This window comes from Mucilaginibacter sp. P1_D10 (assembly GCF_056406215.1).
In genome coordinates, this window is the sequence record NZ_JBFUAP010000003.1 from 508,739 (window position 1) to 527,445 (window position 18,707).

18 protein-coding genes and 1 riboswitch are annotated in these 18,707 nt (G+C 45.0%); of the genes, 10 read left to right on the forward strand and 8 right to left on the reverse strand.

Annotated features, from left to right (window positions below; translation table 11 throughout):
• Nucleotides 1-17: 17 nt before the first annotated feature.
• The gene (locus tag AC1DYT_RS06595) at nt 18-1,145 is read right to left on the reverse strand and encodes a tetratricopeptide repeat protein (protein ID WP_477468839.1); all 1,128 of its coding nucleotides are present in this window, start codon (nt 1,143-1,145) and stop codon (nt 18-20) included.
• Between the two features lie 93 nt (nt 1,146-1,238).
• Here AC1DYT_RS06595 and AC1DYT_RS06600 point away from each other — a divergent pair, with 93 nt between their 5' ends.
• Nucleotides 1,239-1,529, forward strand: a complete 291-nt coding sequence (locus AC1DYT_RS06600) for a hypothetical protein (protein ID WP_477468840.1) — start codon at nt 1,239-1,241, stop codon at nt 1,527-1,529.
• 246 nt (nt 1,530-1,775) lie between these two features.
• Here the strand turns inward: AC1DYT_RS06600 and AC1DYT_RS06605 are convergent, their stop codons facing one another.
• Entirely contained in the window at nt 1,776-2,375 is a 600-nt protein-coding gene (locus AC1DYT_RS06605) for a zinc ribbon domain-containing protein (protein WP_477468841.1), read from the reverse strand.
• A 68-nt stretch (nt 2,376-2,443) separates the two neighbouring features.
• Nucleotides 2,444-2,899: a hypothetical protein gene (locus AC1DYT_RS06610; protein ID WP_477468842.1), complete on the reverse strand. Its 456-nt coding sequence runs from the start codon at nt 2,897-2,899 to the stop codon at nt 2,444-2,446.
• A 327-nt stretch (nt 2,900-3,226) separates the two neighbouring features.
• On the opposite strand from AC1DYT_RS06610, the gene thrS reads away from it, so the two are divergent.
• The 4 genes from thrS to rplT all read left to right on the forward strand — a co-directional run bounded on the left by thrS (nt 3,227) and on the right by rplT (nt 6,447).
• Nucleotides 3,227-5,152, forward strand: coding sequence for a threonine--tRNA ligase (thrS, locus tag AC1DYT_RS06615; protein WP_477468843.1), 1,926 nt, complete (start codon nt 3,227-3,229; stop codon nt 5,150-5,152).
• Nucleotide 5,153: 1 nt separating this feature from the next.
• Nucleotides 5,154-5,720, forward strand: a complete 567-nt coding sequence (infC, locus tag AC1DYT_RS06620) for a translation initiation factor IF-3 (RefSeq protein WP_477458727.1) — start codon at nt 5,154-5,156, stop codon at nt 5,718-5,720.
• Between the two features lie 105 nt (nt 5,721-5,825).
• Nucleotides 5,826-6,026 carry a 50S ribosomal protein L35 gene (gene rpmI, locus AC1DYT_RS06625; RefSeq protein WP_294942011.1) on the forward strand — a complete coding sequence of 67 codons (201 nt, stop codon included), beginning with the start codon at nt 5,826-5,828 and terminating at the stop codon, nt 6,024-6,026.
• Between the two features lie 76 nt (nt 6,027-6,102).
• Nucleotides 6,103-6,447, forward strand: coding sequence for a 50S ribosomal protein L20 (rplT, locus tag AC1DYT_RS06630; protein WP_128535117.1), 345 nt, complete (start codon nt 6,103-6,105; stop codon nt 6,445-6,447).
• 127 nt (nt 6,448-6,574) lie between these two features.
• Here rplT and AC1DYT_RS06635 read toward each other — a convergent pair whose 3' ends face one another.
• Entirely contained in the window at nt 6,575-6,889 is a 315-nt protein-coding gene (locus tag AC1DYT_RS06635; RefSeq protein WP_477468844.1) for a hypothetical protein, read from the reverse strand.
• 71 nt (nt 6,890-6,960) lie between these two features.
• Here AC1DYT_RS06635 and AC1DYT_RS06640 point away from each other — a divergent pair, with 71 nt between their 5' ends.
• Entirely contained in the window at nt 6,961-8,196 is a 1,236-nt protein-coding gene (locus tag AC1DYT_RS06640) for a PDDEXK-like family protein (protein WP_477468845.1), read from the forward strand.
• 528 nt (nt 8,197-8,724) lie between these two features.
• Nucleotides 8,725-9,768 carry a cellulase family glycosylhydrolase gene (locus AC1DYT_RS06645; RefSeq protein ID WP_477468846.1) on the forward strand — a complete coding sequence of 348 codons (1,044 nt, stop codon included), beginning with the start codon at nt 8,725-8,727 and terminating at the stop codon, nt 9,766-9,768.
• A gap of 184 nt (nt 9,769-9,952) precedes the next feature.
• Here AC1DYT_RS06645 and AC1DYT_RS06650 read toward each other — a convergent pair whose 3' ends face one another.
• Entirely contained in the window at nt 9,953-10,846 is an 894-nt protein-coding gene (locus AC1DYT_RS06650; protein ID WP_477468847.1) for an SRPBCC family protein, read from the reverse strand.
• A 199-nt stretch (nt 10,847-11,045) separates the two neighbouring features.
• Here AC1DYT_RS06650 and AC1DYT_RS06655 point away from each other — a divergent pair, with 199 nt between their 5' ends.
• Nucleotides 11,046-11,744: a hypothetical protein gene (locus AC1DYT_RS06655; RefSeq protein WP_477468848.1), complete on the forward strand. Its 699-nt coding sequence runs from the start codon at nt 11,046-11,048 to the stop codon at nt 11,742-11,744.
• A gap of 26 nt (nt 11,745-11,770) precedes the next feature.
• On the opposite strand, the gene AC1DYT_RS06660 is transcribed toward AC1DYT_RS06655, so the two are convergent.
• Nucleotides 11,771-13,018, reverse strand: a complete 1,248-nt coding sequence (locus AC1DYT_RS06660) for a serine hydrolase (RefSeq protein ID WP_477468849.1) — start codon at nt 13,016-13,018, stop codon at nt 11,771-11,773.
• Between the two features lie 252 nt (nt 13,019-13,270).
• Here AC1DYT_RS06660 and AC1DYT_RS06665 point away from each other — a divergent pair, with 252 nt between their 5' ends.
• Nucleotides 13,271-14,923, forward strand: a complete 1,653-nt coding sequence (locus AC1DYT_RS06665; protein WP_477468850.1) for a hypothetical protein — start codon at nt 13,271-13,273, stop codon at nt 14,921-14,923.
• Between the two features lie 120 nt (nt 14,924-15,043).
• On the opposite strand, the gene AC1DYT_RS06670 is transcribed toward AC1DYT_RS06665, so the two are convergent.
• Entirely contained in the window at nt 15,044-15,412 is a 369-nt protein-coding gene (locus AC1DYT_RS06670; protein WP_477468851.1) for a serine hydrolase, read from the reverse strand.
• Between the two features lie 241 nt (nt 15,413-15,653).
• Nucleotides 15,654-16,184 carry a hypothetical protein gene (locus AC1DYT_RS06675; RefSeq protein WP_477468852.1) on the reverse strand — a complete coding sequence of 177 codons (531 nt, stop codon included), beginning with the start codon at nt 16,182-16,184 and terminating at the stop codon, nt 15,654-15,656.
• Between the two features lie 269 nt (nt 16,185-16,453).
• Nucleotides 16,454-16,649: riboswitch (cobalamin riboswitch) on the forward strand.
• Between the two features lie 98 nt (nt 16,650-16,747).
• On the opposite strand from AC1DYT_RS06675, the gene AC1DYT_RS06680 reads away from it, so the two are divergent.
• Nucleotides 16,748-18,688, forward strand: coding sequence for a TonB-dependent receptor plug domain-containing protein (locus tag AC1DYT_RS06680; RefSeq protein WP_477468853.1), 1,941 nt, complete (start codon nt 16,748-16,750; stop codon nt 18,686-18,688).
• Nucleotides 18,689-18,707: the final 19 nt, after the last annotated feature.

An 18,707-nucleotide genomic window follows, 5' to 3' on the forward strand; every position in this document is an offset into this window, starting at 1 on the left:
GTGTTGTCGCCAACAACTTACTTCACCTTGCTTTTAGCATACGCAATATAAGCCTGCTGCTCCCTCGGTGGCTTGCTGGCCAGGTATTTTTTATAATATTTAGTTGCGCTTTTCTTATCTCCCAAATTCGTTTCATATAAACTGGCCAGCGAGTAATATATCATCGGGCTATCATCAAACTGCAAACCTTTCTGATACGCTTGCACAGCCATTTTATATCGCGTAAGCTTCTCGTTGCTATCCGCTATTTCGCCGTAATACGACGCGATGCTTTGCGAAATGCCCTCTGTTATGGCTTTCTGCAGGTATGCGACCGCCTGTTTATGGTCCTTCATGGCTTTGTAGCACATGGCAGTATAATAATAAGTGTATTCGTTTTGTGCGGGCTGGGCTATGCTGGCAAAGGACTCAATAGCACAGGTATAATTTTTTAAGTTAAAATACGATATACCCAGCTTGGTAAGCATGCCGCTGGCACTGTTACCCGCTTTGATCAGCTTATTGCAAACATCTATGGTTTCGGGCCATTTCTTTTGGGCAAAGCTCAGTTTCATCAGGCTCTCCAGCAGCACAATATTTTCCGGGTCGGCAACTACGGCCAGCATCAGCGCTTTTTCGGCCTGCGGCAACAGTTTTATTTCGATATAGCGGTTGGCCAGGTCTGATGCTACATCAGGTTCGGCTGGGTTCATCTTGTTTGCCCTTTGCAAGTAGGCGATCTGCGAGCCGAAGTCGGCTTTATCAAGGCTCAACTGCGCCAGTTGCTTATACACCATAAAGTTGGTGCTGTCGCGGGCGGCTATACGTTTATAATATAGCTCGGCTTTTACGGTATTGCTGCGGCGCATATTGATGTTGCCCAGGCTAAACAGCGTACCTAAGCGGGTAGAATCGATATCGTATATGCGCTGGTAATAAGTCTCGGCCTCGGGCAGGCGACCAGCCATGTTGGTGGTATAGGCCAGTTGGGAGAGGGCCTTGGTGTCAGTTATGGGTTCGGTGTAAACAGACTTCAGGTAGTCAGCAGCCTCGGCGAAGCGTTGGTTTTGGTAATAATCTAAAAGCAGCGCATCGTCGGCTTTATTTTGTGCAAAAGCACTTATCTGAAGGCAGGCGAACAGGAGGGCAGAAAGCATGTATTTCATATAACTAAATTATTAGTTATAAACTGAAATTCCAAATGCTAAACAAATTTATCTTTTTGGTGTTGGATATTTAAACATAAAGAAAATAGTATTATGGATAAGTTAAAGAAATTTGGGTTGATGGAGAAGATAGTCCATGAGTTGGAAGATTTGAAGAATAGCCAGCAGGCAATCATCCAAAAACTGGGCAAGATAGAAGTGGATAACATGGACCTGGGCAACAAACGCCTGGAGAAAGACCTGCCCGATATGCACCAGCGCGTGGCCGATAACCTCGATACCATTGCCAGCATACTGGAAGATTTTGCCAGCCAAACCGACGAGTTCAGCGATAAGAACAATATCGCTGCCCTGAAGGAACAGGAAACGATAGACAATTTATAGTAGTAAAATACTACAACTAAAAAAGCCCCGGGTAGGGGCTTTTGGCGTTTAGGGGGAGTTAGGTTCGTTGCTTACAAGACCAACAAAAGCGCAAGCTCCTCACCACAACGTCATTGCGAGGCACGAAGCAATCTCTGGATAAGCAGAGCCGCTTTGCAAATCTGTTTGTCCTGCTTAGAGATTGCTTCGTTCCTCAATGACGTTGTGGTTAAAGCGCGAAACGGCATCCGAATACTCGGATGCCGTTTAGCGTCGCTTTATATCTATTATTTCATCTTTTTTGTCCTGTGCTTTTAAATCAGCAACGGTAACGGCTTCTTCCTGGGTCTCGAATTCCTTGCTTTCCAGGTCGCTGATATCCATGAAGCGATCAATTTGGTATTTGCTGTACAGCAAGAATACCGTGTCGCCTTTAACGCGGCTTACTTTTTCCACGGTAAAGGTAGTATCGCTTAACCTCAGGTGGATAATATCCCCCTTTTTTAAAGAAGGGATCATTTGGGTTACTCTTTGGGATTTTTGTTGTTGAATAAGCGTAATTGCCACTGCAGCCACAGCGATCAGCACCAGGCCCGCGAAGGTCCACACCGGGGTTTTGGTTTGCGCTTTGATGTTATCATAGCTCAGGCGCAGGCCGGCGGGCATCTCCTTTAGTTTTAAAACCTGTTTGCAGTGCGTGCATTGCGATACACCGGTTTTCCCGATAGGGAAGATGGGTATCCAGAAAATGTGCGCCCATTGCTGTAGCACACTGATGTGTACTGTGTTTCGCGAGTTGCAGTTGGGGCAGGCATCTACTACTTGTTCGGTGCTGAGCGCCTTAGCCCTGGTTCCGTAGATAATCATTGTTCGTTATTTGTGTAAGGTTTTGCCGATGAAATTACGCATAAAAATGATAATCTAAAATTATCGATTCATGAAATCATGGGCTTGCCGTTAAAGCTGAGCGTTTCTTTATCGTGGATATAATCGGTGGGCACTGCATTAGTGTTTACCTTTTGCAATAAACCGTCATCATCTACAAAAAGGCCGGAGTAATAACTGCTTTGTCCGCAACGTACGATGTCTTTTCTGTTTGCCTCATGCAGGGCAACCATGTAAAAGATAGGTTCTTCTTTGTCCAGTCGTGATTTTGCTTCGCTGTAGGCCTCGTCCCAACTTTTGCCCACCCGCGATAGGAGGAACATGAACAAGGGCGTATAATCGTACTGGAACTGCCCGCTGTGCATGGGCTGATGCATGCGTTCATCGTTCCGGAAAGCTTTGGTGTTGCGGCTGTGGCGGAAATCGCCGCCTTTGTTAACGTAGTATTTGGTACTTAAGGATGCCTTATTTTCTTTTCGGTACAATGGTTCTTTCCGGCGGTTCATGGTATGAAGTTCAATATCATTAAGTTGAGGATATTCGGTAAATAATTTCGCGCAAAGCCGCAAAGAATTTAAGTTTATCACTTTGCGGCCTTGGCGGCTTTGCGAGATAAAAAATCTTAACTCGACGACTTAGGCTAAGGTACATTTCTGTAGCCTAAATTAAAATTGACTTCCAGCCTATAAAATTAATCCTAACTTTGCGCCAAATGTGAATCACGTAGTAAGTGATTTTTATAGTCCACTATTTATAAATTTTTAACCGGGCTTCTGGAAAGTCTTTCCCCTTCAGGGGAGAGATTTAGAGAGGGGCTCAAATCATAGTTGTAGATGATTAGTATTACACTTCCTGATGGTTCCGTTCGTCAGTACGACAAGGGAATCACTTCCATGCAGATAGCCCAGTCTATCTCCGAAGGTTTGGCACGAAACGTATTAGCCGCCGAAGTAAACGGCGAAGTTTGGGATGCCAGTCGCCCGATTGATGAAGATTCAGCCGTAAAATTACTGACCTGGAACGACGCTAAAGGTAAATCAACCTACTGGCACTCATCCGCGCACTTGCTGGCCGAGGCTTTGGAAGCATTGTATCCGGGCACTAAATTCGGTATTGGTCCTGCCATAGAAACCGGTTTTTATTACGACGTGGATTTTGGCGACAAAACCCTCTCGTCCGACGATTTCAAGAAAATAGAGGATAAGATGATCGAATTGGCTAAGGCCAAAAACGAATACATCCGCAAGCCGGTGAGCAAAGCCGATGCAATTGCATATTTTACCGAGAAAGACGACGAATACAAGCTCGACCTGATCAAAGACCTGCCCGATGGCAGCATAACTTTTTATACCCAAGGTAACTTTACTGATTTGTGCCGTGGGCCGCATATCCCCAATACAGGCTTCGTAAAGGCAGCCAAGCTCATGAGCCTTGCCGGTGCCTACTGGCGCGGCGATGAGAGCCGTAAGCAGCTTACACGCATCTACGGGGTTACTTTCCCCAAGGCAAGCGAGCTGACTGAGTACCTGCACCTGATAGAGGAAGCCAAAAAACGCGACCACCGCAAGTTGGGCAAGGAGCTTGAGCTTTTTGCCTTCAGCGAAAAGGTAGGTATGGGTTTGCCGTTATGGTTGCCTAAAGGCACCGCCCTGCGCGAACGCCTGCAGAACTTTTTGCAGCGTGCCCAGGTAAAAGCCGGTTACGAGCAGGTAATGACCCCGCACATCGGGCATAAAAACCTGTATGTAACATCGGGTCACTACGAAAAATACGGCGCGGATTCTTTCCAGCCGATACGTACCCCGCAGGAAGGGGAGGAGTTCTTCCTGAAACCGATGAACTGCCCGCACCACTGCGAGATATATAAAACAAAACCACGGTCGTACAAGGACCTGCCCGTTCGTTTGGCGGAGTTTGGTACCGTGTACCGCTACGAGCAAAGCGGCGAGCTGCATGGCTTAACCCGCGTACGTGGCTTTACACAGGATGATGCACACTTGTTCTGCCGCCCCGACCAGGTGAAGGAAGAATTTAAGAAGGTGATCGACCTGGTATTATACGTATTCGGTGCCCTGGGTTTTGAAAACTACACTGCACAGGTTTCCCTGCGCGACCCGGAGAATAAAACCAAATACATCGGTACTGATGAGAACTGGGCCCTGGCCGAGTCGTCTATCATAGAAGCTGCTGCCGAAAAAGGCTTAACTACCGTTGTGGAATTGGGCGAGGCTGCCTTTTACGGCCCTAAGCTCGATTTTATGGTGAAGGATGCCCTGGGCCGTAAATGGCAATTGGGTACTATTCAGGTAGATTATAACCTGCCCGAGCGTTTCGAGCTGGAATACACCGGCAGCGACAATCAAAAGCACCGCCCGGTAATGATTCACCGTGCCCCATTCGGTTCGATGGAGCGCTTTATTGCCGTGCTGATAGAGCATTGCGCAGGCAATTTCCCGCTGTGGTTATCGCCCGAGCAATTCATTATTTTGCCGATATCGGAAAAATATGAAGATTATGCGAAAAAACTTTCAGATGAGTTAAAGAATTCCGATATTTGCGGGCTAATTGATTTCAGGGACGAGAAAATCGGTCGCAAAATACGCGATGCTGAGGTCAAAAAAATCCCATACATGCTTATAGTGGGCGAAAAAGAAGAAGCCGAAGGGCAGGTTTCGGTTCGCAGGCACGGGCAAGGCGATTTGGGAAGCATGAGCATAGAAGAATTAAAACAACAAATAATTAAAGAAATAACAGTATAACTTGGCATTAAACAAACCTTTCAACAGAGGACCAAGGCTTCCTTTCAAGAAAAAAGAAGCCGAACATAATATCAATCAGTTCATTAGGGCTCAGGAAGTGCGCCTTGTAGGTGACAACGTTGAGCAGGGTATCTTCTCGTTAAGAGATGCTTTGGCTATAGCACAGGAGCAGGAACTCGATTTAGTTGAGATCTCCCCGAATGCTAACCCGCCGGTTTGTAAAGTAACGGACTATAACAAGTTTATTTACGAGCAAAAGAAGAAGCTTAAAGAGATAAAAAGCAATGCCAAGCAAACCGTTATCAAAGAAATCCGCTTCGGACCGAACACGGACGACCACGATTTCAACTTTAAGCTGAAACATGCCACCAACTTTTTGGAGGCCGGCGAAAAGGTGAGGGCATACGTTCACTTTAAAGGCCGCGCAATTGTGTACAAAGAGCATGGCGAGATATTGCTGCTGCGTTTTGCACAGGCTTTAGAAGAAGTAGGCAAGGTAGAGCAATTACCAAAGCTGGAGGGTAAACGGATGTTTTTAACCGTAGCGCCTAAGGCAGCGAAGAAATAAGAGGCAAGATTGTTAGAATCAAGAACCAAGAGTTTTGTCTTGATTCCTGGCTCTTAGCTCTTGTTTCTAAAAAGAGAATAAATTAAATATATATAATAGAGAGTTATGCCAAAAATGAAAACCAATTCCAGTGCTAAAAAGCGCTTTAAGCTTACTGGAACCGGTAAAATTGCCCGTAAAAACGCATACAAAAGCCACATCTTAACTAAGATGTCGACAAAACGTAAGCGTAACTTAGGTCACACCAGCTTAGTTTCTAATGCTGACCTTGGTAACGTAAAACGTATGCTTTGTATCGGAAAGTAATTACACAAATTTTTTAACCAGGTATTAGAGTACAAAAGCTTCCGAGAGGGACACTCACTACCAAAAACAACAACACATGCCACGTTCAGTTAACGCAGTCGCGTCGAGAAGACGCCGGAAAAGGATCATGATCCTCGCCAAGGGTTATTGGGGATCACGCAGCAAGGTTTACACCGTTGCCAAAAACACAGTAGAAAAAGGTTTACAGTACGCATACCGCGACCGTAAAACCAAGAAAAGAGAGTTCCGCGCTTTGTGGATACAGCGTATCAACGCAGGTGCCCGTCAGCACGGTATTTCTTACTCACAATTAATAGGCAAATTAGCCGCTAAAGAAATCGGTTTAAACCGTAAAGTATTAGCCGATTTAGCTATGAACCATCCAGATGCTTTCAAAGCAGTTATAGATGCAGTGAAATAAGAATCAAAATTCTTTGATATATAAAAACGGCCTTCGAGTAATCGGAGGCCGTTTTTTGTTGATAATATTTCCGTCGCTGCCGCAAGCGTCCCCGCTTGTGGCCCGCATGCAAGTCAGCGGATGTTGTCTAATCAACAATTACTTTTACCATACCTTTAATACCAGCGTAGTCGCGCGCGCTGCTGTATAAATATTCGTAATCATTTTCAACAAAGCCGGCTTCTACCGGGTTGTTATGCGTATAGTCCATCTTTTGCTGTATAACCTCGTTGCTCCAAAGTTCGATGGGTTGATTATGCTGTTGCCAAAACTGGTAATTGGTATTGTTTGAGTTTGCCGCTCCGGCTTTTTTAAAGGAGTTCAAAAGCCATTCGCGGCGACTTTCCTGCATATTACCTTCGATTAGCTTAATGAGGCTTCTGGATGCGGAGCTTTCTTTCAATTTTTTTACTATTGCATTTTTATTTCCAATTATTAACCTGAGTCAAATTTCTTAGCTAATTTAGACGCTAAATGAGCCTTTCACTTTCAATTCAGGAGCAGCTGCAATTTCTCCTGGAACAAATTGGATATATTGATCAACAGTACCGCAAATCAAACAAAGATAATCGGTTTAATGTCTTTAACATTCTGTCTAAAAAGTTCGATGAAGTAAATCTTCATTCAAAATTTTTATTTGAATTACTAAACCCTAAAGGCAGTCATAATTGTAACTCAATTTTTCTAGAGCACTTTATCAACTTGATGAATATATCAAATTTTTCTTTGGAAAAGGTGCTTGTAAGGAAAGAGCATAGAAAAATTGATCTTCTTATAAGTAATGGTAAACAGGCGATTGTTATAGAAAATAAACTATGGGCAATAGACCAGCCCAAACAATTGCAACGATATTATGAGGTGTTGATGGGTGAGGGGTACCTTGATGTCAGGATATTATATTTGTCACTTAATGGGAAGAAACCAGAGGAATATAGTGTCGGCAGCCTTAAAGGTCACCCAAACTTTGACTCACTGGTCACGTGTATATCGTACGAAGCAGACATTGAACAATGGCTTGAACGTTGCATAAAAGAGGCGTATGCAAAACCAGTGCTCCGTGAAACGTTAGTTCAATACCGGGCACTAATTTGGGAAATCTCAGGAAAAACTATGTATAAAGAAGAAATGGATGAAATCGTTGAATTTCTTGCCAAGGGCGATAATATGGTCAAGGCAAAAAAAATTGCTGAAAATTGGAGTTATGCCCGCTTACTAACAGAATTGTATTTTTGGCAAGATCTGGAGAAAGTAATATCTCTATACTATAAAATTAGTCCCATTATGAAATATAGTGAAGATAAAATAAAAAGCGTTGTTCACAATAGGAGAAACCAAAATCCTTGGTATGGGATAATGTTTAAAATAGGCACGTATTTAGATGCAGACGCGTGTATCTATATAGAACGAGGTGACGGCTCAGAAAATGTTTACTATGGTTTAGGTATGATAATCGGCAATTCTAAAGAACAAAGTGGAGACGTGCGCTTTAAACCATTAGCTGATAAAATGGAAGAGTTCACGGATTGGCACCAGGAGACACACTGGATTGGGGGGAATTATTGCATTCCTGATATAAATTTTGCAAATTTCTCCAATCTAGACACCTTGAAGCTTTTAAATGACGATTTTAGGTCAACATACATTGCCGGCCTGTGGCAACAAATAACAGAGTTTACAAAAAAAGTTATTCCCCTAATTATCCCATGTTAGTGTGCATTTACAATTGAGGTTGTTTGAATACTACTTTCAACATAAGCATCCCTGGTTCGTTGGTGACAACACCAACAAAGACGGAACCATAGCGTGGAGTATTTAACCATATTTTATCCGTTTTTTCATATTGAACCGAGGCACGAGGGAGATGTCTTGTTGTTCATGCAAGGCTCGCCACTGTGCATAACCGATTTGCACACCTAACAAGATTTCTCGTCGCTGCGCTTCCCTCGAAATGACATTTTTTATCCCGTTATTAAATATAACTCCGTATAGGGGGCGCTGTTTGTTGGGGACAATACCAACAAAGGCACAAATCCCTATCGCAATTAGCCTATTCTGCCCCTTTTTTATTATGGTTTTACCCCTCAATGCTGCAAGCGTCCTCAATTGTGCCCCGTACGCAGTAGAAACCACTAAACCAGCCCACCCTATCTGCCCCTTTCTTATTGTGGTTTTGCCCCTCACTGCCAGGTGGTTATAACGCGATTTTTACAGCATTATAAACCAATAACACCAAATTTTATGAAAAAACAAATTCTGATCCTGTCGGCATCTGCGTTATGCTATTTGCTGGCCGGATGTTCCAAAAAAGACAATGTTTTACCTGCCGCTGCCACAATCGAGCCGCCGGTGAAGGAAACCGTAGCAGTTAATGCCGTGGGCGCGGCGGGCATTGCCGGGGTAAACTGGGCCGATGGACGTGACAATTTTGTAGACGGCTGGGTAATCCCTTCGGGACTAACGGCCTCAGACACCTACACCACAGTTTCGGCCAAAGCCAACGCCGTGTTGAGCGGTTTTCAAACCAATATCGCAGGCGTAAATACGGTACGGTTACCTATTAATCCGCCAAGCGTGCTCGAATCCTGGTGGGGAGCCTACACCGGCGCTATCGACCGCGCCCTCAGCAAAAACATGAAAGTAATCTTAGGCTGCTGGGAAGGTGCATCCTCTAAAAATGGCATTATTGATAATACCACGCAGTTTTGGTCGATGTGGCAAACGGTGGTAACCAAATATGGAAGCAATAATAACGTGTATTTTGAGGTATTTAACGAACCGCACGGCTATACATTGGCACAGCTTACCACCATATATGCCGAGTTTTTATCGCGCTATCCAAGCGTGCCGAAAGGAAGGATTATATTATCCGGTACGGGCTATTCGGAAAACGTAACCGGCGTGGGCGCCGATAGCCGTTTCACCAGTTGCCTGTTAGCTCTGCATAACTATGCCTATTGGGCGACCCGCACCACTGCAGGCTGGGAAGCCGATTGGCGCAGCAGGATGGGCACCTATAAAAACCGCACGGTAGTAACCGAATATGGGGCGACCATGACGACCGGTAAAAACTACAACGGTTCGCAGTCAGATAATGAAGTGGCTTATATTGTGGGTTCCTGCAACGTGTTCAGGAACGATGGGGTTGCCAGCGTTTACTGGCCCGGCTTGCGCGATGACGACACCTACAGCATTCAAAGGCGCGGTGGCTCGGGCATCAACATTACTATGACTACCACCAATGCCTCCGGCGTTTCGAGGATAAGGTATGGTTGGGGGTTGTAAGTATTTTGAGCAACAAACAACGGCCTCCGGGTAATCGGAGGCCGTTGTTTACCATATCGTCATTGCGAGGAACGAAGCAATCTCTACGTTAGCCGAGCCACTATGCAGATCGCTCTTATTGTCGGGAGATTGCTTCGTGCCTCGCAATGACGTGGTGGTTAAGGTTTTATCCAGGATGTTAAACCTAATAATTATTCCCCTCCGCATTTGGCCATTGCCTTTGCCGCTCCAATTCGTCGCTTGCCCGGGTGTCGGTGTTTTCAGCAGCCGGTTGTTCTTCCTGTTGCGCAGCTTCCTGGTAAGCAGGCTCTTCCTCCTCAATAACAATACTCTCAATTACATAGGCTTGCGGTTCTTCATAAGCTTCGGCATAAGGGGCGCTACCGCCTTCTATATCCATATACTGCTTAAAGTTGCGCACATCGTTATCAACCATGTTCTTGAAAACAGGGTTCATCACATGCGCTATGCTGCCGCCAAAGCCGCCTGCCGGCGGGCGGTACGAGATGGTGATATCTACTAAAGTGCCCGCGCCATCTTCGCCGTCCCGGAAACGCACTTTGCCGGCGTTATCAATCAACGAACCGGGGAGCGAGCTCCAGCCAATCATATAACCCGGGTGGTCGTGCACTATCTCGGCATCCCAGCTTACCGCCGGTACGCCGAGGGGCAGTTTCAACACCCAGTGCGAGCGGGTATCGTCAATCAGTTCAACGCTTTTCAGGTGTTTCATAAACAGGGGCAGGTTATCCAGCTTGCGCCAGAAATTGTATATCTCCCGCCTGGGTTTGTTGATGAAATAGGCTGAACGGATGTTCACATTTACCGGCTCGGTTGAGTTGCGGCCCATGCTCGAGTACAATGCGCAATGCCCGGTGATGCCGCGGTTAAGCAGGTAACCGCCTGCGCCAATCTTGATGATGCTGGCAAACGGACTTTTAAAAATCCTTTTTAGGCCGGATAACGCCAGTTTGGTGCCGGTTGCTATAGATATGGTGCGTTCGGCAACGGATAAATTTATGCTCTCGCCCTGGTCCTTTGCCGGGCCGCGATATCTGTTTATGCTTGCTGTTGTCATGTTGGGTAAATAATGGTTTACCCTTTTTTAACAGTCGTAGCATCCCGAAGTTTTCTTTTAGTTAAATAATATTCAATTTGTGTAAATATATCGGTATCGCTATATATTAAAATTTGCTTATCTATTTCTGAAAGAATTGCTGTGAACATGCACAAATCATTACCTTGTAAAGGAAAAACCGGATTCTTTTAAACACTAAATGGAACAAACAATGAATACATGGGCCCTCGTCCAAAATGATCAATTTGAACAGGCCATAATCCGTTCAAATCTTGATTTTGAAGAAGACGGTTCAGTTATTCATTTACGAAATCAAATGTTTGCGCTATTTCACCTGCAGAGATACAACGAAGCGATAATTCTCTCGGAGAAGGTTATCAAGATGCAGGAAAAATATCCCAGCTCCTGGGACTACATATTTAAAGGAATAGCTTACTGGTTATCAGGCCGGCGAAATGAAGCTGTAGAAGCCTGGGAATTCTCGGCAACTTGTATGTATAGAGATGGAGCGGGAGGGTTGGATACCCTGCTTTTTCTTCTGTTTGCTTCGTTAAACAACAGCGATGCCGGTTTAGAGGCTAAGGTTATAAAAAGTTTAAAGAAAAAGCTTAAGTTGAAAAGTGCTGTAAATTGGCCGGGGGCAATGGGATTGTTTTTGTTTAATGCCATTTCAGAAACCCAGCTATTGCAAAGTGTATCAAATATTCCCTATCTCAAAGAAAGACATCTCTGTGGCGCGCACTTCGCAATTGCGCTAAAAAGTCTTAAACAAGGGGATATAGCTGGTTATATTAGCGAACTTGAAAATTGCATAAGTTATGGCCCAAAATCTTACCTTGAACAATATTATTATTTAGCTAAAGGTATTCTGAACCCCAATATATTGCCTGCTGTATAAGACGCAGGTTTCTATAAGCACAACCTTTATTTATTGTAGTTGAATATAAATTTCTTCAAATTCGGTAGCTGCTTTTTAGGGCGGGTTAGCTCGTATTGCATAATTACCTGGCCCAGGTTTTTCATGAAAGGGAGGCACACGGTTTTGTACTCGTATTTGTTGTCGTTCAGGATGCCATCTTCGTTAGATTGTACTACGGCCGTAAGCATAAATTCTACTTTGTTCTTAAAATCTACGATGTAGGCATTGTCGATATCGTAGCCGTACGAGTCGCCGATTTTATTGAATATCCGCACATTGGGGTTGATGGTTGCCAAGCTATCGCTGCCGTAATACAAAAACTTGCAGTAGGCGGGGTAAAATTCGGGGGCGGGGTAGCCGGGTTTGCTGCTTTCGGTAGGCAGCATACTCATGTACTTATAGATGAATTTGTAATCGTCGGAAGTTAAATTGAAGCGCTGTTCCGCGGGGAAGGTCTCCGGGAAAAGCAAGCGGCGGAGTACCATTTGCTGGTTTTCGATGGTGTAAACATTCAAATTAGCAAAGCTGAAGGGCTGCATAATGAGGCTGTCCTTACGGTTGAGGTAGCCTTTACCTTGTATCATGTTCTCCAGCGTCATGGGGTAGTTGAGGCTGTCGCGCATGGCGGCTTTGCTATAGAGCAGTTTCTGGCCGTCGTAAAAACCAACGGGGTTGGTGTTTCGCGCGCTTTCGCCGCCATCGCCCACGGCCAGGCGACCGATGATGCGGGTATTGTTCAGTCCGTATTTCTTCAGCTTTTTATTGATTTCGGCCCTGCCGATGAACTCGTACAGACGGTTATAGGCATCGTTATCGCTCACCAGCAGTATCTTTTTGATATAATTATCGATAGATGGCAGCCCATTAATAGCAGATGTATCTGCGAGCACACGGCTTTGGCCCGCATAGGCGCTATCGGTAAGCATGGCGGCTTTCTTTAGTTTCTTAAGCCCCAACTCGTTTATCTTCTCCATCGCGAAGATGGCCGTTGGTAGCTTTACCGTACTGGCCGGGTAAAAATAGCGGTTGGCGTTAAGGCGGTAACTGTAGGTGGTAAAGTGCGGTACGTTATCCTTATCCCGGTCTATCTGGGTGTACAGTATCTGCACCTCGTTTTGGGTAGGATGCTTAAGGATGCCGCTGAAAAGCTCGGGATGTGCCTGTAACAGCTTTTTTAAGAATACGGTATCAGTTTGCTGGGCGGAGGCGGAGCCAGAAAAGAGTAACAAAAACAGGATAAAGCGACTTGTCATTTGTGCAAATTTTGCTCAATATCGCAATTAAAATGACTAACAAGCAGGTGTTTTTACGGTTTATTCACCGTAAAAACTACATTTGTTTTACCCCCGCGCTCCTTTATTTTTACTGTAGTACAAATGCCTCATTCTTATTACAATACCTATTATTTTGTAAGGCGCTTCATTTAAATTTAGGCAAAAGATAAAATCAGGCATCTGAAAAGCTTTTTAGGAACCATCAATGTAAACTCAATAAAACTTAACCTTATGACAGATTTTGAATTGGGCCTTTCGCTAACCGGAACGGTATCGGCGGGTGCATATACCGGCGGCGTAATAGATTTTATATTCGAAGCACTGGAGGAGTGGCAGAAAATAAAAGATGCCAACAAGGAGAAATATAGAGATGATACCGGCAAATACACTGCTCCCTGGCATAATGTTAAATTGGTTGGGATGTCTGGCACATCTGGTGGGGGCGTTACCAACGGTATAATATTAAAAAATCTGCGCAAGCAATTTCCCCACATCAGCAAACCCCCGCTAAATAATCAAATAACCGGCAATGATTTTTACGATGCCTGGGTATTATCATTGGGAATAAACGAACTGCTCGACAGCGGCGATATTGTCGGCGCCAACCCATCGGTAACATCCCTGCTCAATGGCGAAGCCATCCCGAAAATTGCCGATCGGTTGTTAGTCAAGAGCGCTTTTGGCAATCACATGAGCAGGCCATATATCGATGAACACTTTTTTTCGATTATTACGGTGACAAATTTACGGGGTATTCCTTATAAGGTTAAATTTAAACACCCGGCGCAAAAGCAACTTGTGTATTATCGGAACGCCGATTATTTGATGTTCGAATTCGCTCAATCGACCCCAGTGATAGAGGATGCCTATTGGTTGCCCTATGATACCAGCCTCAGCGATTTCGATGCCACATTTAGCAAACTAAGGGCGGCATGCCTGGCAACGTGCGCGTTTCCCGCTGCTTTTAAAGCGCAAGCTGTTTCACAGGATATTGACAGTTACATAAAAAGGAAGCTGGGAAACGCCTGGGATTTGTTTGATAATAACCTGCCCTATAATTTTTTATCAAGCGATGGTGGAGTGGTGGATTCGCAACCTTTTGAATTACTGCATAAGCGGATGTTGCCGCCCGATAAAGAACATAATCCGCATGATGCCGAGCAATTAACCAAGGCGATTATTATGGTAGCCCCGCTCGAGGTGTTCGACCCTGTGAAGGTATCGTATGACGTTACCAAAGAAGGCCTGCTAACCGTGCTGCCAGGCGTAATAAATGCCTTGCGGCACGAAGCCGTTTATTCTGCCGAAGAAATAGAGAAGGCTTTAGATGAGAATTATTACAGCAGGTATATTATTGCCCCAAGCCGCACAAAGTCGCCCACGGCAACTGATAATGCACTGCCTGCAATAACGGGTACCACGCTGGAGGCCTTTGGGGCGTTTATTTCACAAGATTTCCGGGTTCATGATTATTTCCTTGGCCGACGAAATGCGCAGCTGTTTTTGAAGAAGCATTTCGCCATCCCAAAGTCGGCACTGGCCGATAACCCTGTACTCGCAGAACTTGATGCAGAAAACAGGTTCCCTGATCTGTTTTTTACCGATGGCGGGGTAGACTATTTTCCGATTATACCATTATATGGCACTGCACTGCCCGAAGCATACTTCCCCGAATGGCCAAAGGGCAAAGGTTACGATTTAGATGAAGTTGAAGACTTATTATCCGGCAGATCTGACAAACTTGTCAAGATCCTGAAAGATGGGCTTGACGTTAACTGGTTCGAAAGGATTTTTTTAAATATCATAGCCGGCAAAATTAAAAAAGCTGCCATAAACAAATTGATGGAAGTGATTAGGGATGGCGTTACCGACAGCGGCTTATAAGCCCGGGTCCCATTACGCCGTCGTTGGTGTTATCACCAATGACTCCGATGCGTCTAAATGGATGTAGTTTTAAATAGCACAATGGCTGTAGGGTGATTAAGTATTTGATTACTTCATGGGTTATACCCGGCTTTGCCCCGCGTAGGCGCTATCGGTAAGCATGGCGGCTTTCTTTAGTTTTTTGAGGCCCAGTTCGTTCACCTTCTCCAGCGCGAAGATGGCCGTAGGCAGCTTCACCGTGCTGGCCGGATAAAAATAACGGTTGGCGTTAAGGCGGTAACTGTAGGTGGTAAAGTGCGGCACGTTGTCCTTATCCCGGTCTATTTGCGTGTACAGTATCTGTACCTCGTTTTGGGTGGGGTGCTTAAGGATGCCGCTGAACAGCTCGGGATGTGCCTGTAATAGCGTTTTTAAGAAAACGGTATCAGTTTGCTGGGCGGAGGCGAAGCCGGATAGCAGGGTGAAGAAAAGGAGGAGCCGAGTTATCATATGTGCGTATTAATTATATTCTGCATAATGTCTGAACTCGAATTTTTCGTGTTTAATTGATTTAAAATGGCACTCAAGAGGGCTACGCCGTTTTAAGGAATTAAGGGAATTTTCAGAATTTAAAAAGGTAGCTTAATCATTCAATGCATTCTATAAATTCCTTAAAATTCGGTTCAGATAAATAGCTTATATCAATGATGGAATTGCGCCAAGCGTGCCCGCCTGGCGGATAGTTTCCACGTTATGGGCAACGTTCAATTTTATTTATTATCGCCGCATCCTCTCTATTAAAATCGCCGCCTTTTTGATTAAGTATAGTATATTGTATATTACAAAAAGCGTGTTGTTTAATGATATAGTATCTCACAGCCCCTCTCTCATTCGACTTATCGTCCATAAAAAACAAATAGCCTTGCATGTAATGATTTGCATCTTTTAATATTTCGGTCACTTTATCAGCACTCGTTTTAGATACATTTCTTTTTATAACAAACACCTTAAAATAACTTTTGAGGGTATCTAAAAGGCCTTCCATTGTCCCATAATGCTTATGGCTTAAGGTAAACAATAGGCTGTCAATCGGCTTATCTGAGGTAAGGAGATAAATATTGTCGTAATAATTGCCCCCCAATTCCACTAAGTGTGATTGATAAATCTCATTAAAAACAATTACCTTTTTATATCCGTCACTACCGCTCCCCTGGCACTTGCCATCAATGCTTATGCTGTAAAACGAAACAAATAATAATAGACTTCTAAGTAAAACATTCATTTCAAAGATATTTATCTACCCATCCAAGCTTCCGCGCTTGGATGCAAAAAATGGTAGGCATCCACGCTCACGCCCTTCCGATTTGGCCTCGTGAGCGTGGACGCTCACCAATGCGATTGCAACAAGCGGGGACGCTTGTCGCGGCGGGGAATTTAAAAAGGTAGCTTAATCATTCTGTGCATTCTAAAAATTCCTTAAAATTCGAGTTCAGACATACTTGTCATAGGATAAATATACAAGCTTTTGTTTGCGGATGCTAAACCTTGTTGTACTTTTACGCCGCTTAAGGTTCCCGGCGTTAAAACCGGGATTAAAAGGGAATACAGTGAGAATCTGTAACTGTCCCGCAGCTGTAAGCTCCGTAACCAATGTCCATTCTTTAAAGTCACTGTTCGCTAACCAGCGAACGGGAAGGCAGGGCAAAGGGGAGCAAGTCAGAATACCTGCCTCAGCATTATATTATTCATAGCTTTCGGGGATTGAAGCTTGAGTGCGAATGCTCTTCTTTGCAGTGTATTTCCATTCTGTTCATTCTTGTATGCTGTGGGGTTACTCACAACAACATGAAAAAAAATTACGTAATCGTTGCTGCAGGCCTGGGGCTTGCACAACTGGCGCTGCACAGTACTGCAGCCCAAGCCCAGGACACCACCCGGGCCCTCAACCAAGTGGTAGTTACCGCTACCCGCTCACCAAAAAAGCAAAGCGAAATAGGCAGGGTGGTTACCACCATCAGCGCAAAGCAAATTGCCCAGTCGCAGGGCAGGAGCCTGCCGCAACTGTTGAACACCATCCCCGGTATCACCTTTTCGGGTGCACAAAATGCACCGGGTATCGGTACTTCGGTGTTGTTAAGAGGCGCATCATCGGGTAATACCTTGATATTGATAGATGGTTTCCCGGCAAATAATGCATCGTCCATAGACGGCAGTTACGACCTTAACGCTTTTCCTTTAGACCAGATAGACCATATCGAGATACTGAAAGGTAGCGGCTCTACGCTTTATGGTTCTGATGCAGTTGCAGGCGTTATCAACATCATCACCAAACACCCGCAGGGGCAGGGGCTTAAAGGCAACCTGCAGTTTGTTGGCGGTAGCTACGGTACGTTTAAAGAAGCGGCGGGATTGAACGGCAAATTGAAGAATACCGGCATCGCCATCAATCTGTCTAATACCGATTCGAAAGGTTTTGCGGCCGCGACGGATGCTTCCGGCACCGGCAATTTTAAAAAGGACGGCTTCCACCAGCGGTCGGCCAGCGTGAATGTGGACCAGCAAATCACCAACAAATTCGCGCTTAACGGTAACCTGCAAATCAGCCGCAACAATGGCAATCTGCCAAACGGAGCTTTTAAGGACGATCAGAATTACGACTACAAACACACCTTTTTATTCGGTGGCCTCGGTGCAAAAATACAACTGCCAAAAGGCTTGCTTAACTTTAACGTAAGCCAGAACACGGTACACAATAACTTCATCAACCTGCCGCCAGATAACGGCGGTACCCACTCGGAAACCATAAACTTTGGCCGCATTACCAACGCCGAAGCAGTGTTGAATTATAACCTGGGCAAATATTTTGATATCACCAGCGGCGCAGGTTATAAGTACAGCTATACTAATCAGCATAGTTTGTTTGAAGTGCCGGGTTATACCTCCGGTCCGAACGATACTACAGCCCATAGCGGCATCGGGAGCGTGTACACCTCGTTGTTTTTCAAATCGGATATCTTCCACATGGAGTTAGGTGGCAGGTACAATCACCATAGTGCCTTTGGCGATAAGTTTACCTATACGATCAACCCGTCGGTATTGCTGGCCGATCAGTTTAAAGTGTTTGGTACCATTGCGTCTGCTTTTAAAGCACCATCGCTTTACCAGCTTTCGTCGGAATTTGGCAACAGCTTGTTGAAGCCCGAATACACCCACAGCTACGAGGCAGGGTTTGATTGGGAGGTATTGAAAAATACCTTATCATTCAATACGGCATTCTTTAAACGCAATGCTAAGGATGTGATATACTTTGCAGATACCGCTACACCGCCTTACGGAATCTACAAAAACGGCGCTTTGCAAAAGGATAAAGGCTTCGAAATCGAACTGAAATATCACGATAAAAAGCTTAGCGCATCGGCATGGTATGCCTATGTAACCGGCAAACTAACCGATGCCGACGGCGCCACGACCAACAACCTGTACCGCAGGCCTAAGAGCACTTTCGGGGCGAACGTTTCTTACCAGGTAACTACCGATTTCCTTTTCGGCGTAGTGTACAAATACACCGGCAGCCGCACCGAGCAGGATTTTGCCACCTATCCGGCTACTATCGTAACGCTTAAAAACTACAACCTGGTAGACCTGCACCTGCAATACAGTGCCACTAAAGCGCTTAGCCTCTTCGGTGATGTGTACAACGTGCTCGATACTAAATATGTAGACTGGCTGGGCTATAACACCCGCCGCGCCAACTTTACGTTGGGTGCAAACTACCGGTTTAAATAGTTTTCGTTTTGCAATGGAT